The organism is Mycobacteriales bacterium (assembly GCA_040902655.1).
GTDB lineage: Bacteria > Actinomycetota > Actinomycetes > Mycobacteriales > SCTD01 > SCTD01.
Genome location: JBBDWV010000017.1, coordinates 51,522 through 66,287 on the forward strand (window position 1 = coordinate 51,522; position 14,766 = coordinate 66,287).

Annotated in this window: 16 protein-coding genes; 15 read left to right on the forward strand and 1 reads right to left on the reverse strand. The window is 74.6% G+C overall.

The annotated features are described in order from the left end of the window. The 15 genes from WD794_05025 to ftsY form a co-directional block, all read left to right on the forward strand. Nucleotides 1-682 (forward strand): dihydroxyacetone kinase (locus WD794_05025; protein ID MEX2289673.1); only part of this gene is annotated, 682 nt, incomplete at its 5' end. Nucleotides 683-693: 11 nt separating this feature from the next. Then, complete coding sequence (gene recG / locus WD794_05030) at nucleotides 694-2,862, forward strand: ATP-dependent DNA helicase RecG (GenBank protein MEX2289674.1); 2,169 nt, start codon at nucleotides 694-696, stop codon at nucleotides 2,860-2,862. Between the two features lie 24 nt (nucleotides 2,863-2,886). Continuing rightward, nucleotides 2,887-3,438, forward strand: a complete 552-nt coding sequence (gene rsmD / locus WD794_05035) for a 16S rRNA (guanine(966)-N(2))-methyltransferase RsmD (protein MEX2289675.1) — start codon at nucleotides 2,887-2,889, stop codon at nucleotides 3,436-3,438. A 7-nt stretch (nucleotides 3,439-3,445) separates the two neighbouring features. Beyond that, on the forward strand, nucleotides 3,446-3,928 hold the full coding sequence (gene coaD / locus WD794_05040; protein MEX2289676.1) for a pantetheine-phosphate adenylyltransferase: 483 nt from the start codon (nucleotides 3,446-3,448) through the stop codon (nucleotides 3,926-3,928). 65 nt (nucleotides 3,929-3,993) lie between these two features. After that, a complete protein-coding gene (locus WD794_05045) occupies nucleotides 3,994-4,431 on the forward strand; it encodes a hypothetical protein (GenBank protein ID MEX2289677.1) in 438 nt (145 codons plus the stop codon). Nucleotides 4,432-4,651: 220 nt separating this feature from the next. Next, complete coding sequence (locus WD794_05050; GenBank protein MEX2289678.1) at nucleotides 4,652-5,224, forward strand: YceD family protein; 573 nt, start codon at nucleotides 4,652-4,654, stop codon at nucleotides 5,222-5,224. 4 nt (nucleotides 5,225-5,228) lie between these two features. After that, a complete protein-coding gene (gene rpmF / locus WD794_05055) occupies nucleotides 5,229-5,399 on the forward strand; it encodes a 50S ribosomal protein L32 (protein ID MEX2289679.1) in 171 nt (56 codons plus the stop codon). Between the two features lie 11 nt (nucleotides 5,400-5,410). Continuing rightward, nucleotides 5,411-6,448: a phosphate acyltransferase PlsX gene (gene plsX / locus WD794_05060; protein ID MEX2289680.1), complete on the forward strand. Its 1,038-nt coding sequence runs from the start codon at nucleotides 5,411-5,413 to the stop codon at nucleotides 6,446-6,448. Beyond that, nucleotides 6,445-6,702: a phosphopantetheine-binding protein gene (locus tag WD794_05065; protein ID MEX2289681.1), complete on the forward strand. Its 258-nt coding sequence runs from the start codon at nucleotides 6,445-6,447 to the stop codon at nucleotides 6,700-6,702. The genes plsX and WD794_05065 overlap by 4 nt, the downstream gene beginning before the upstream one ends. A gap of 52 nt (nucleotides 6,703-6,754) precedes the next feature. Then, on the forward strand, nucleotides 6,755-7,465 hold the full coding sequence (gene rnc, locus WD794_05070; protein ID MEX2289682.1) for a ribonuclease III: 711 nt from the start codon (nucleotides 6,755-6,757) through the stop codon (nucleotides 7,463-7,465). Next, nucleotides 7,458-8,360, forward strand: coding sequence for a bifunctional DNA-formamidopyrimidine glycosylase/DNA-(apurinic or apyrimidinic site) lyase (gene mutM, locus WD794_05075; GenBank protein MEX2289683.1), 903 nt, complete (start codon nucleotides 7,458-7,460; stop codon nucleotides 8,358-8,360). The genes rnc and mutM overlap by 8 nt, the downstream gene beginning before the upstream one ends. Then, complete coding sequence (locus tag WD794_05080; protein ID MEX2289684.1) at nucleotides 8,357-8,656, forward strand: acylphosphatase; 300 nt, start codon at nucleotides 8,357-8,359, stop codon at nucleotides 8,654-8,656. The genes mutM and WD794_05080 overlap by 4 nt, the downstream gene beginning before the upstream one ends. A gap of 126 nt (nucleotides 8,657-8,782) precedes the next feature. Beyond that, a complete protein-coding gene (locus WD794_05085; protein MEX2289685.1) occupies nucleotides 8,783-8,980 on the forward strand; it encodes a hypothetical protein in 198 nt (65 codons plus the stop codon). Nucleotides 8,981-9,158: 178 nt separating this feature from the next. Further along, complete coding sequence (gene smc, locus WD794_05090) at nucleotides 9,159-12,722, forward strand: chromosome segregation protein SMC (protein MEX2289686.1); 3,564 nt, start codon at nucleotides 9,159-9,161, stop codon at nucleotides 12,720-12,722. A 162-nt stretch (nucleotides 12,723-12,884) separates the two neighbouring features. Then, on the forward strand, nucleotides 12,885-14,087 hold the full coding sequence (gene ftsY / locus WD794_05095) for a signal recognition particle-docking protein FtsY (protein ID MEX2289687.1): 1,203 nt from the start codon (nucleotides 12,885-12,887) through the stop codon (nucleotides 14,085-14,087). Between the two features lie 76 nt (nucleotides 14,088-14,163). Here ftsY and WD794_05100 read toward each other — a convergent pair whose 3' ends face one another. Continuing rightward, nucleotides 14,164-14,742: a class I SAM-dependent methyltransferase gene (locus WD794_05100; GenBank protein MEX2289688.1), complete on the reverse strand. Its 579-nt coding sequence runs from the start codon at nucleotides 14,740-14,742 to the stop codon at nucleotides 14,164-14,166. Nucleotides 14,743-14,766: the final 24 nt, after the last annotated feature.

The window sequence follows — 14,766 nt, forward strand, 5'->3', positions numbered from 1 at the left end:
GGGGGGGGGGGGGGGGCGGCCCGGCCGCTCCGTGGTGGCCGTCGTCCCCGGTGAGGGTCTGGCCGCGCTGTTCCGGCAGGCTGGGGCCGAGGTGGTGCTGGGCGGACCCGCCGACGGCCCCTCGACGGCCGACGTGGCCGAGGCGGTCCGGCGGGCCGGGACCGCCGAGGTCGTGCTGCTGCCCAACGACGCCGACAGCACCGGCATCGCCGCCGCGGCCGCGGCCATGTCCCGCGACGAGGGCTGCTCGGTCGCCGTGGTCCCCACCCGCTCGCCGCTGCAGGGCCTGGCCGCGCTCGCCGTGGCCGACCCGAGCCGGCCGTTCGCCGACGACGTGGCCTCGATGGCCGAGGCGGCCGGCTCGACCCGCTGGGCCGAGGTCACGACGGCGGTGCGCGAGGCGGCGACCATGGCGGGCATCTGCCGGCCCGGTGACGTGCTCGGGCTGCTCGAGGGCGACGTCGTGCTCATCGGACACGACGTCGAGCAGGTCGGCGAGGAGCTGCTGCGCCGGATGCTGCTCGGCGGCGGCGAGCTGGTCACCGTCGTCACCGGCGAGCAGGCGGCGGCCGGCGCCGCCGAGCGGCTCTGCGAGGTGGTGGAGAAGGCGCACCCCGCGGTCGAGGTGGTGTCCTACACCGGTGGGCAGCCGCACCACCCGCTGCTGCTGAGCGTCGAGTAGGGCGGGAGGCCGTGGTCGCGCTGGGTGCCAAGCTGTCGGCAGCGGTGGGGGACAGGACCGCCAAGCAGCTCACCGAGCACCTCGATCTGCACACCGTCGGCGACCTGCTGCGGCACTACCCGCGGCGGTACGTCGAGCGGGGGGCGCTGACCCCGTTCGCCGAGCTGGTCGTGGGTGAGCACGCCACCGTCTTCGCGGAGGTGCAGAGCGTTGCCGGCCGCACGGTGAGCGGCCGGGGCAGCGGTCGCCGGCCGCTGCACAAGACCGACGTGACGATCCGGGACGACGGCGGCGCCCGCATGACGCTGGCCCTGTTCAACCGGCCCTGGGTGGCCAAGGACCTGCGGCCCGGCCTGCGGGCGTACTTCGCGGGCAAGGTCGAGACGTTCCACGGCCGCGTGCAGCTGGCGAACCCGGAGTTCCAGCTGGTCGACGACGAGGCCGGCGTGCTGCAGGCGGAGTTCGCCGGATCGCTCGTCCCGATCTACCCGGCGGCGGCCAAGGCACCCAGCCACACCATCGCGCGCAGCGTCGAGCTGGCGCTGGCGATGGTCGACCTCGGGCCGGACCCGCTGAGCCCGGAGCTGCGTGTCCGGCACGGGCTGATGGGCCTGGAGGAGGCGCTGCGGGGCATCCACCGGCCCTCCAGCCGTCAGGAGGTCGAGCAGTCCCGGGCGCGGCTGACGTGGGACGAGGCGTTCGTCCTGCAGGTGGTGCTGGCCCAGCGCCGCGCCATGACCCGCGGGCTGGCGGGCACGCCCCGACCCGGGCGTCCGGCCGGCCTGGGCGAGGCCTTCGACGCGATGCTGCCCTTCAGCCTCACGGCCGGCCAGCTCGAGGTGGGCCACGCCCTGGCCGAGGAGTTGGCCGGGAGTTCACCGATGTACCGCCTGCTCCAGGGAGAGGTGGGCTCCGGCAAGACGGTCGTCGCGCTGCGGGCGATGCTGCAGGTCGTCGACAGCGGTGGGCAGGCCGCCCTGCTCGCCCCGACCGAGGTGCTCGCCCAGCAACATCTGCGTTCCCTACGCTCGATGCTCGGCCCGCTCGCGCAGGCCGGCGAGCTCGGTGCGGCCGACCGCGCCACCCGGGTGGCGCTGCTGACGGGCTCGCAGGGCGCAGCGGCCCGCCGTACCGCCCTCGCGGAGGCGGCCTCCGGTGAGGCGGGGATCGTCGTGGGCACCCACGCGCTGCTGAGCGAGGGCGTGGAGTTCGCCGACCTCGGCCTCGTGGTCGTCGACGAGCAACACCGCTTCGGTGTCGAGCAGCGTGACGCGCTGCGCGCCAAGGGCACCTCGCCGCCGCACGTGCTGGTGATGACGGCCACCCCGATCCCCCGCACCATCGCGATGACGGTCTACGGCGACCTGGAGGTCTCCACGCTGAGCGAGCTGCCGGCCGGTCGGCCGCCGACCACCAGCGCCGTCGTGCCGGTGGGGGAGCGGCCCGGCTGGCTCGAGACCGCCTGGCAGCGGGTCCGTGAGCACGTCGCCGAGGGCAGGCAGGCCTTCGTCGTCTGCCCGCGCATCGGAGGCGACGAGCCGGAGGAGCCGGCGTCCGATGGACGACGGCCGGCGGTCGCCGTCCTCGACGCGCACCTGATGCTGGTCCACGGCCCCCTCCACGGGCTGCGGGTCGAGGTGCTGCACGGCAGGATGACGCCGGAAGACAAGGACGCGGTCATGCAGCGCTTCACCCGCGGCGCCGTCGACGTGCTGGTCGCCACGACCGTCATCGAGGTGGGCGTGGACGTGCCCAACGCGACCGTCATGGTCGTGCTCGACGCCGAGCGTTTCGGCGTCAGCCAGCTGCACCAGCTGCGTGGGCGGGTCGGCCGCGGCGAGCAGGCCGCGCTCTGCCTGCTGGTGACCGATGCCGAAGCCGGATCGCCCTCACGGGCGCGGCTCGACGCGGTCGCGGCGACTGGCGACGGCTTCGCGCTGTCCCGCGTCGACCTGCAGCACCGCCGCGAGGGCGACGTCCTCGGTGCCAGCCAGTCCGGCGGCCGGTCGTCGCTGCGGATGCTCCGCCTGGCCGACCACGAGGAGGTCATCCTCGAGGCCCGTGCCGAGGCGGTCCGGCTCGTGGACGAGGACCCCATGCTCGAGCGGCACCCGGGACTGCGCCAGGCCGTCGTGGACGTGCTGGACGAGGAACGGGCCGACTTCCTCGACAAGGCCTGAGGGAGTGACCGGCAGACTGTCGGCATGACGCGCGTCATCGCCGGCCACGCCCGGGGCCGCCGGCTGCAGGTCCCGCCGGGCGGCACGACCCGGCCCACCTCCGATCGGGCCCGCGAGGGGCTGTTCAGCAGCCTGCAGAGCCTGCTCGACCTCGAGCAGGCCCGGGTGCTCGACCTCTACGCCGGCTCGGGCGCGCTCGGGCTGGAGGCGCTGTCCCGCGGCGCCGGCAGCGCCACCCTGGTGGAGAACGACCCCGACGCGGTGGCCGCGTTGCGGGCCAACGCCGAGCTGCTCGGTTTCCAGGGCGCGTACGTCGTGCCGCAGCCGGTGGAGCGCTTCCTGGCCGTCGACGCCGAGCCCCGCTACGACCTCGCGCTGCTGGACCCGCCGTACGACGTCGAGGCGGTTCCGGTTCTCGATGCGCTCGTGCCGTGGCTGGCCGCGGACGCCGTGGTGGCCGTCGAACGCCGCACCCGCGGGCCGGAGCTGGCCTGGCCGGCCGCGTACGAGCCGGTGCGGTCGAGGAGGTACGGCGAGGCGACGCTCTGGTACGCGCTGCTAGCGTCGACCCCGTGATCAGGCCATGAGACGGGCCGTCTGCCCCGGTTCCTTCGACCCGGTGACCCTCGGCCACCTCGATATCGTCGAACGCGCCTCCAAGATCTACGACGAGGTCACCGTCGCGGTCCTGGTGAACAAGAAGAAATCCTCGCTGTACAGCGTCGAGGAGCGGATGGCGCTGCTGGCCGACGTCACCGCCGGCTACGGCAACGTCAAGGTGGACAGCTTTCACGGCCTGCTCGTCGACTACTGCCGGGCCCGCGACATCCCCGTGATCGTCAAGGGGCTGCGGGCGATCAGCGACTTCGACTACGAGCTGCAGATGGCGCAGATGAACCACGGCCTGGCCGGCATCGAGACGATGTTCATGACCACCAACCCGCTCTACTCCTTCCTGTCCAGCTCCCTGGTCAAGGAGGTCGCGACCTACGGCGGGGACGTCTCGGGGCTGGTGCCCGAGCGGGTGCTGACCTCCCTGTCCGACCGGCTGGCGGACTCCTCCTGACGCCCGCCGACGAGCCCGGCAGCAGGGGTGCGACGGCCGATGTCGAGCGGGTCCTGGACCAGGTCGTGCGGCTCGTCGAGCAGGCGCGGACGCTGCCGGTCTCGGCCTCCGCGGTCGTCCACCGCGGTGAGCTGCTGGAGCTGCTGGCGCAGCTGCGCTCCGGGTTCCACGCCGCGTTGGGCGAGGCGCAGGCGCTGCTGGGGAACCGTGACGACGTCGTGGAGCAGGGCCGCCGGGAGGTCGAGCGGCTGTTGACCGAGGCGCAGACGGAGCGGGTCCGGCTGGTCGAGCGGACCAGCGTGCACCGGGAGGCACAGGCCGAGGCCGATCGGCTGCTCGCGCAGGCCCGCGCGCAGGCCGCGGCGATGCAGGCTGAGGTCGAGGACTACGTCGACGGCAAGCTGGCCAACATGGAGGTCGTGCTGACCCGGACGCTGCAGGCAGTCCAGCGGGGGCGGTCCCGGCTGGCCGGCCACAGCGAGCTCGACGACCTGCGCGACTGACCCCTCCCACCTCCTTGCCTCTGCCCTCCTGCCTCTGCCCTCCTGCCTCTGCCCTCCTGCCTCTGCCCTCCTGCCTCTGCCCTCCTGCCTCTGCCTCTTGCGTCCTGCAGCCCACGCCCGCAGCTTGTCCTGTCAGCAGGACGCAACGTCGCCCGGTCGAGCCCCCGCTCTGGCGTCCGCTAGGCTCGTGAACGGTCTTCTTTCGACCCCGAAGGTTGTCGTGCCCGAGAACAGGAAGTCGCAGCACCGCCTCGATCCCCGCTCACCCCTCGTCGTGGACACCCGCGAGCTGGGCCGGCGGCCGGGATCGATGCGCGAGGTGCGGTTCCCCGCTCCCGCGCCCGAGAGCCTCGGGGTCGACCTCATCGGTGTCCCCGCCGGTGCCCGGCTCGACCTGGACCTCAGGCTCGAGTCGGTCATGGAGGGGGTGCTGGTGAGCGGCACGGCGACGGCGCCGCTGGCCGGGGAGTGCGGACGGTGCCTGGAGCCGGTCAGCGACACGCTGGCCGTCGAGCTGCAGGAGCTGTTCGCCTATCCGGAGAGCGACGCCGACGACGACGAGGATCTGGCACGGATGGAGGGCGACCTGCTCGACCTCGAGCCCGTGCTGCGTGACGCGGTGGTGCTCGCACTGCCACTCACACCGTTGTGCCGGCAGGACTGTGCCGGGCTGTGCGTCGAGTGCGGCGAGCGGCTCGACGATCTGCCGGCGGACCACGCGCACGACGCACCGGACCCCCGGTGGGCAGCCCTGCAAGGCCTGACCCGCACGACCTACACCCAGGAGAAGTGAGCAGATGGCCGTCCCGAAGCGCAAGATGTCGCGCAGCAACACCCGCTCGCGCCGCGCGCAGTGGAAGACCACTGCTCCGCAGCTGACCACGTGCGACCGCGGCCACGTCACGCTGCCGCACACGGTGTGCCCGGAGTGCGGTCGCTACGACAAGCGCACCGTCGTCGCGGTCTAGCACCTCCCGCGTTGATCCGTGTCGCGCTCGACCTGCTCGGCGGCGACCACGCGCCCGAGTCGGTGGTCGAGGGCGCCCTGCTCGCCCTCGCGCACGAGCCGGACGTCGAGGCCCTCCTGGTCGGCCCGCCCGAGGTCGCCCAGCGGCTGCTCGCCGGGCGGGACACGACCGGTCGCTGCCGGCTCGTCGCCGCCAGCCAGGTCGTCGGGATGGACGAGGACCCGGCCCGCGCGATCCGTACCAAGCGCGACGCGACCGTCCGCGTCGCCGCCCGGCTGGTCCGCGACGGCAAGGCGGACGCCCTGGTGAGCGTCGGCTCCACCGGTGCCGCGCTCGCGGCCGGCATGTTCACCCTGGGCCGGCTGCGCGGGGTGAGCCGGCCACCGCTGGCCGCCGTCGTGCCGGCCAAGGCGGGGCCGCTGGTCTTTCTCGACGCCGGCGCCACCACCGAGGCGACACCGGAGCTGCTGGCGCAGTTCGCGCTGGCGGGCGCCGCCTTCGCCACGGTCCGGCTCGGCATCACCGCGCCCCGGGTCGGGCTCCTGTCGATCGGCGAGGAGGCGGGCAAGGGCGACGAGCTTCGCAAGGCGGCGTACGACGCCCTGGCCGCGCTCCCGCTGGACTTCATCGGCAACGTCGAGGGCCGGGACGTCCCCTACGGTGGCCGGGCGGACGTGGTGGTGACGGACGGCTTCACCGGCAACGTGCTCGCCAAGGGGCTCGAGGGTGCCGCCGCGATGCTCACCGAGGTGCTGCACGAGGCGCTGACCTCCACCCCGGAGCGCGCGCAGGCAGCGCAGCTGCTGCTGCCGGCACTGTCGGAGGCGACCGCCCACATGTCGCCCGAAGGGCTGGGCGGCGCCGTGCTGCTCGGTGTCGGCGGGGTCGTCGTCGTCGGTCACGGCGCCAGCACTCCGCAGGGGGTGGCCAGCTGCGTCCGTACCGCCGCGCAGGCCTGCCGGGCAGGGCTGGTGCCGGCCATCGCAGCGGCGCTGGCGGACCTGCTCGACCGCAGCCGGGCGGCCGCCGCCCAGGAGGTGGCGACATGACCCCCGACGAGGTGCTGGCCGTCATCCAGGCCGCCGTGGCCACCGTGCTGGAGCGGGACCCCGCCTCCGTCGACCGGGCGACCCGCTTCCGGGAGGACCTCGAGGCCGACTCGCTCGCGCTCGTCGAGATCGTCGAGATCGTCGAGGAGGAGCTGGCGCCACGGGCCCGCGCCGGCTTCCACATCGAGGACGAGGACCTCGACGCCCTCACGACGGTCGGTGAGGCCGTCGACTATGCGGTGGCCAGGTTGTGAGTGTGCCCAGCGCCCGGTGCTCCCGCGCCGGGGCGGCGGGTGTGCCGTCGCCGTGAGCGGTGAGCCGCCGCCGGCGTACACCCTTCTCGAGGCGCGGCTCGGGACCGGCATCGACCGGCCCCTGCTCGAGCGCGCGCTGACCCACCGCTCCTATGCCTACGAGCACGGCGGGTTGCCCACCAACGAGCGGCTCGAGTTCCTCGGTGACGCCGTGCTCGGGCTGATCGTCACCGATGCGCTCTACGCCACCCATCCGGACCTGCCGGAGGGCTCGCTGGCCAAGCTGCGGGCCAGCGTCGTGAACACCCGCGCCCTGGCCGACGTCGCCCGTACGCTCCAACTCGGCCGCTGGCTGCGCCTGGGCCGGGGCGAGGACGTGACGGGGGGGCGGGACAAGAACTCGATCCTGGCCGACACGATGGAGGCGCTCATCGGTGCGGTCTACCTCGACCGGGGGGTCGGGCCGGCGACCACCATGGTCCGCGGGCTGTTCGACCCGCTGATGCGCGCGGCGTCCGAGGACGGCGCCGCGCTGGACTGGAAGACCGCCCTGCAGGAGCTGACCGCCACCCGCGGCCTGGGCGTGCCCGACTACCGCATCGCCGAGAGCGGCCCCGACCATGCCAAGAGCTTCACCGCCGACGTTGTCCTGGGCGGCCGGGTGCACGGCAGCGGCGCGGGCCGCAGCAAGAAGGAGGCCGAGCAGCAGGCTGCGGAGGCTGCCTTCCTCGCGCTGCAGACGGGTCCGCCGGTCGGTGCCTGAGCTGCCCGAGGTCGAGACCGTCCGGCTCGGCCTGCAGCGCGGGGTCGCCGGGCGGACGGTCGCCGACGTCACGGTCACCCACCCGCGGGCGGTCCGCCGGCACACCGCCGGAGGCGCCGACTTCACCGCCCGCCTGGCCGGTCGAACGGTGCTGTCCGCCGAGCGGCGCGGGAAGTACCTCTGGCTGCCGCTGGACTCCGGTGATGCGCTGACCGGCCACCTCGGGATGAGCGGCCAGCTGCTGGTGGTGCCGGCCGACAGCCCGGTGCAGAAGCACCTGCACGTACGGGTGCGCTTCGCCGACAGCCACGTGCCCGCCGGCCGCGAGCTGCTCTTCGCCGACAGCCACGCACCCGCCGGCCGCGAGCTGCGCTTCGTCGACCAGCGCACCTTCGGGGGGCTGCTCGTCGTCCCCGGCGGCGATCCGGTGCCGCCGGTGCTGGCGCACATCGCCCGCGACCCGCTCGACCCGCTGTTCGACGACGACGCCGTCGTGGCGGCCGTACGACGGCGCCGCACCGGGCTCAAGCGTGCGCTGCTGGACCAGACGCTGGTCAGCGGTATCGGCAACATCTACGCCGACGAGACGCTCTGGCGGGCAGAGCTGCACGGCGAGCGGCCGACGGACCGGTTGACCCGGCCGGCGGTGCGGCAGGTGCTGGCGCACGCCCGGGACGTGCTGCGGGAAGCGGTGGCGGCCGGAGGCACCAGCTTCGATGCGCTCTACGTCTCGGCCGAGGGGGTGAGCGGGCTGTTCGAGCACTCGCTGAACGCCTACGGCCGCGGGGGCGAGCCGTGTGCGCGCTGTGGTTCGCCGATTCGGCGGGAGCCCTTCATGAACCGGTCGTCGTTCCGCTGCCCGCGCTGCCAGCCGCGACCGAGGCGGTCGCCGTGACCCGCCCGTTACCGCCGTCCGGCGCCGAGGTCCGGCTGACCGCCTTCGTCCAGGGGCGGGTGCAGGGCGTGGGCTTTCGCTGGTGGACCCGCACCCGGGCGCTGGAGCTGGGTCTGCGGGGCAGCGCCACCAACCTGGCGGACGGGCGGGTCCAGGTCGTGGCAGAGGGGCCCGAACCAGCGGTGCGGGAGCTGCTGGTCCTGCTGCGCGGCGCCGGCGCCCCCGGTCGGGTCACCTTCGTGGCCGAGCAGTGGGGGAGGGCCCGCGGACAGAACGCGGGCTTCGTCGAACAGTAGCGGTTCGTGACCTGATCGTGACCTGGCTCTTGACCCTGAGGGCCGGCGCTGGCATTCTGGACTTCCCGCTCCTCTGGCCGTCTGCCGAGTGAGCCGCTGCTACCTCGACCTGGAGGATTCCTTCTGATGGCCAAGGCCCTGTTCGGTCATGTCGGCGGTGCCGACGCTCGTCTCGTCGACGAGGTCCGCCGCCTGCGGACCCGCGTACGCGAGCTCGAGACCGAGCTCTCCCGGCTGACCGCCGCCAACGACGCGCTGATGGCGTCGGTGCACGTCGAGGACGACATCCGCCTGCTGACCGTGGACGAGCCGGCCCTCACCTAGCCAGAACCGCCGTCCGGCCCAGAACCGCCGTCCGGCCCAGAACCGCAGCTCGACAGGGCGCTTCCCGCACAGGGGGCGCCCTCCGCGCTGTCCCGGCGTCCCGGACGACGCGACCGCCGGTAGGCTCGCCCCCGGCCATGGGGGTGACAGCGCCCCGGGACCTGACGAGAGCGGCTGCGTGCACCTCAAGAGCCTCACGCTGAAGGGCTTCAAGTCCTTCGCCTCCCCGACGACGCTGCGCTTCGAGCCCGGCATCACCTGCGTGGTGGGCCCGAACGGCTCGGGCAAGAGCAACGTCGTCGATGCCATCGCCTGGGTGCTCGGCGAGCAGGGCGCCAAGGCGTTGCGTGGCGGCAAGATGGAGGACGTCATCTTCGCCGGCACTCCCGGGCGGCCGCCGCTGGGCCGCGCCGAGGTGACCCTCACGATCGACAACACCGACGGCGCGCTGCCGATCGAGTACGCCGAGGTCAGCGTCACCCGGCTGATGTTCCGGGACGGCGCCTCGGAGTACGCCATCAACGGCACCAGGTGCCGGCTCGTCGACATCCAGGAGCTGATGAGCGACAGCGGTATCGGCCGCGAGCTGCACGTCGTCGTCGGGCAGGGCCAGCTCGACGCGGTGCTGTCCGCCCGGCCCGAGGACCGCCGCGGCTTCATCGAGGAGGCCGCCGGCGTCCTGAAGCACCGCAAGCGCAAGGAGAAGGCGCTCCGCAAGCTCGAGGCGATGTCGGCGAACCTCACGCGCCTGCAGGACCTCACCGTCGAGCTGCGCCGCCAGCTCAAGCCGCTCGGCAGACAGGCGGAGGTCGCCCGCCGCGCCGCGCAGGTGCAGGCCGACCTGCGCGACGCCCGGCTCCGGCTGCTGGCCGACGACCTGCTGGCGCTGCGTACCGCCCTGGACGCCGAGGTCCGCGACGAGACGGCCGTCCGCGAGCGGCGAGCCCTGGTGGACCAGGAGCTCGTCGACGCTCAGGAGCGCGAGGCGGCGCTGGAGGCGGCCGCGGCTCCGCAGGCCGCGGCGCTGTCCCGCGCGCAGGAGACCTGGTACCGGCTCTCGGCACTCGAGGAGCGGCTGCGGGGGACGGCGACGCTCGCGGCGGAGCGGCACCGGCACCTGGCCGCCGCCCTGCCGGAGGAGACCCGGCCTGGCCGCGACCCCGAGCAGGTCGAGCAGGACGCCGCCGGCGTGCGCGAGCAGGAGGCGGCGCTGGCGGTCCAGCTGGCCGCCGACGCCGACCGGTTGAAGGACGCCGTCACCCGGCGTACCGACGCCGAGGCGGCACTGGCCGCCGAGGAGAAGGCGCTCGTCGCCGCGGTGCGTGCGGTCGCCGACCGGCGCGAGGGGCTGGCCCGGCTGACCGGGCAGGTCGGCGCGCTGCGCTCGCGGGCCGCTGCCGCCGAGGCCGAGCTGGGCCGGCTGGCCGCCGCCCTCGACGAGGCGCATGCCCGGGTCGAGCGGGCACAGGCCGACCTCACGGCGCTGCAGGTCCAGGCCGGCGGGCTCGACGAGGGTGAGGTCGACCTGGACGAGCGGCACGAGAACGCCGCACGGGCCCTGGCCGAGGCGCAGGAGCGACTGGGCGCGCTGCAGGCCCAGGAGCGCGAGGCGGAGCGCGAGCGCAGCACCTGGGCGGCCCGCCGCGACGCGCTGTCGCTGTCGCTGGCCCGCAAGGACGGCTCCGGAGCGCTGCTGGAGGCCGGCCTGCCGGGTGTGCTCGGCAGCGTCGCGGGGTTGGTCTCCGTCCACGCGGGCTTCGAGCAGGCCGTCGCGGCTGCGCTCGGCGCGGTCGCCGACGCCGTGGCCGTCGCCTCTCCGGCCGACGCCGCGGAAGCCTTGCAGCGGCTGAGGGCCGAGGACGGCGGCCGTGCCGGGCTGCTCGTGGGCGGCGGGTCCTCCGACCGGGACATGCCGCGGTCCGAGGGTCAGCCGGCGCTGCCGGCGGGCGCCCGGTGGGTGATCGACCTGGTGGAGGCGCCCGAGCCGCTGAGGCCGGCGCTGGCTCGGGCGCTGAGGTGGGTCGCCGTCGTGGATTCGCTGGCCTCGGCTGCGGAGCTGGTCGAACGGCACCCCGACGTCTGCGCCGTCACCGCCGAGGGCGACCTGCTCGGCGCGCACTGGGCGGTCGGCGGCTCGGCCACGGCGCCGTCGTTGCTCGAGGTGCAGGCCGCGGTCGACGAGGCCGCGGCCGCGCACGACCAGGCGCAGCGGCGCCAGGAGCGGCTGCGCTTCGAGGTCCAGTCCGCCCGCGCCGACGTCGAGGCCGCGACCGTGGAGGTGGAGAACGCGCTCGAGGCGCTCAACGCCTCGGACGCGGCCATGGCCGCGCTGGCCGAGCAGCTCGGGCTGCTCGCCTCCGCGGTGCGGGCCGCCGAGGCCGAGGCCGGCCGGCTGGAGCAGGCCCGGGTGCGTGCGGAGCAGGCCCGCGATCAGGACCTGTCCGGCCTGGCCGAGCTCGAGGAGCGGCTCGCCGCCGCCGAGAGCGCCCCGGCCGAGCGGGAGCCCTCGACTGACCTGCGCGACCGGCTGGCGCAGGCCGCCACCGCCGCCAGAGCGGCCGAGGTCGAGGCGCGGCTGGCTGTCCGTACCGGCGAGGAGCGGGCCCGGTCGCTGACCGGCCGGGCCGAGTCGCTCGAGCGCACGGCCCGGGCCGAGCGGACCGCCCGTGAGCGGCTGGTCGCCCTGCGGGCCTCCCGCTCGCGCGGCGCGGTGGTCGCCGCCGAGGTCGTCCGAGGCGCCCAGGAGGCGCTGCGCCTGCTCGCCCGCTCGCTCGCCACGGCGGCGGCCGAGCGGGAGGAGGCGGCAGCGGCGCGCTCGGTGACCGAGGGCGAGCTGCTCGCCCTGCGCGCCCGCACCCGCGAGCTGGCGGCCGACCTGGAGCGGCTCACCGATGTCGTGCACCGCGACGAGGTGGCCCGCGCCGAGCAGCGGCTGCGGATCGAACAGCTCGAGGACAGGGCGGTGTCGGAGTGGGGCGTCCCGCTCGAGCAGCTGCTGTCCGAGTACGGCCCGGCCGTGCCCGTCCCGGTCGTGGCCGAGGCGGGCACGCCCGACGAGGACGCCGAGCCCGCCGCGTACGACCGGGGAGAGCAGGAGAAGCGGGCGGCGACGGCCGAACGCGCGCTGGCCCTGCTCGGGAAGGTGAACCCACTTGCACTCGAGGAGTACGCCGCGCTCGAGGAGCGATCGGCCTTTCTGACCACCCAGCTCGAGGACCTCGCGGCCACCCGGCGCGACCTGCTCGGGATCGTGCGCGACGTCGATGAGCGCATCCACGACGTCTTCCGTAGCGCCTTCGAGGACACCGCGCGCGAGTTCGTGCACGTCTTCGCGACGCTGTTCCCGGGCGGGGAGGGCAAGCTGGTGCTCACCGACCCCGACGACCTGCTGACCACCGGCATCGAGGTGCTCGCCCGCCCGGCGGGCAAGAAGGTCAGCCGGCTGTCGCTGCTGTCCGGCGGCGAGCGGTCGCTGACCGCCATCGCCCTGCTGGTGGCCATCTTCCGCGCCCGCCCCTCGCCCTTCTATGTGCTGGACGAGGTCGAGGCGGCGCTGGACGATCGCAACCTGGGCCGGCTGCTGCAGCTGCTCGAGGGTCTGCGCGAGGCCTCCCAGCTGATCGTCATCACGCACCAGAAGCGGACGATGGAGATCGCCGACGCGCTCTACGGCGTGACCATGCGCGGCGACGGCATCTCGGCCGTGGTCAGCCAGCGGCTGCGCGAACGCGAGCCCGCCTAGCGCCGCCTACCCCCCTTGCGTCCTGCTGAGGGGACAAGTGTGCCGCTGGGGCAGCAGGACGCAAGGGACAGCCCCCCACCCCTTGCGTCCTGCTGAGGGGACAGGTGCGCCGCTGGGCCAGCAGGACGCAAGGACAGGTGCAGCTGGGGTAGACACGTCCACGTGATCGAGCTGCTCGGCCTGCTGGCCGTCGTCCTGGTCCTGACCGTTGTCGCCGTCGTCGCGTTCGTGAGCAACAAGGGCGGCCGGGGCAGGCAGGTCCCGCCGCCGCCCCGCGCCGGTGTCGACTACCCGCCCGGCACCGGCGACGACGCCGAGGTGCCGCGGGACACGCCGAAGCGCACCGTCGACGTCGTCGACCTGCCGGAGGACGTGCTGGTCCTGCCTGCCGACACGGCCGCGGTCCGCCCGGTCCTCGACGTGCCCGAGCCGACAGCGGGCCGCCTGACGCGACTGCGGTCGCGGCTGGCGCGCTCGCAGACGACGCTGGGCCGCGGGCTGTTCGCCCTGCTGTCCCGCGACAACCTCGACGAGGACACCTGGGAGGAGGTCGAGGACACCCTGCTGGGCGCCGACATGGGCGTCGCGGCGACCACCGAGCTCGTCGGCCGGCTCCGCACCCGGGTGCGGGTCGACGGCGTATGCACCATCTCCGACCTCCGGCCGCTGTTGCGCGAGGAGCTGGTGACCGCGATCGGCGCCGACGCCGACCGCAGCCTGAAGACGCTGCCGCACGAGGACGGCACCCCCGCGGTGGTGCTCGTCGTCGGCGTCAACGGCACCGGCAAGACGACCACCTGCGGCAAGCTCGCCCGCGTGCTGGTCGCCGACGGCCGGTCGGTCGTGCTGGGCGCCGCCGACACCTTCCGCGCCGCCGCCGCCGACCAGCTGCAGACCTGGGGCGAGCGGGTGGGTGCAGCCACCGTGCGCGGCGCCGAGGGGGGCGACCCGGCCAGCGTCGCCTTCGAGGCGGTCGCCAAGGGCAAGGCCGACGGGGTCGACACCGTCCTCATCGACACCGCGGGCCGCCTGCACACCAAGTCCGGGCTCATGGACGAGCTCGGCAAGGTCAAGCGGGTGATCGAGAAGCACGGCCCGGTCGACGAGACGCTGCTGGTCCTGGATGCCACCACGGGCCAGAACGGCGTCGTGCAGGCCCGCGTGTTCACGGAGGCCGTCGCCGTCACCGGCATCGTGCTCACCAAGCTCGACGGCACCGCCAAGGGCGGCATCGTCGTGGCCGTGCAGCGCGAGCTGGGCATCCCGGTCAAGCTCATCGGCCTCGGGGAGGGACCGGACGACCTGGCGCCGTTCGAGCCCGAGGCTTTCGCCGACGCCCTGCTCGGCGACGAGGCCGCGCTCTAACTGTCTCAGCGACGTCCGCTCGACGGCGCTGCCGCGGCGCGTGGTCGAGCGGACACCGGGCCGAGCCGGCCCGACGTCACGGGCGGCCGGCGCGGTCCACCGCCACGCACCAGTCCGCGTCGTCCGTCAGCGCAGCACCCTGCCAGGTGGCGTGCCGCACCACCGGCTCCAGGCCGGCGGCGCGCGCCCAGCCGTCGTACTCCTGCACCGCCAGCTCGTCGGTGCGCCAGCCGCTGACCAGCAGCCCGCCCGGCCGCAGCGCCGCCGCCAGCCGGCGCACCACCTGGGGCCCCGTCCCCGGCACCAGGAAGATCATCACGTTTCCGGCGGCCACCACCAGGTCGTACGCCGCCTCGTCCTCGAGCGCGGCCAGGTCGACCAGGTGCCACGGCAACGAGGGCGCCTGGTCCCGCGCCACCGCCAGCATGGAGGCGTCGCTGTCCACGCCCACCACGTCGTAGCCACGGCGGGACAGCTCGATCGCGACCCGGCCGGTTCCGCAGCCGGCGTCCAGCACGCAGGAGCCCGGCGGGACCAGCGCCGCGACGTACGCCGCCTCGCCGTGGACGTCCACGCCGGACGCGGCGAGGTCCCGGAACGCCTGGTCGTAGGACCGCCCGCGGTCGCCCCCCGTCTCCTGCAACCAGCGGCTCATCCGCCCAGCCTGCCAGGTGGCCCA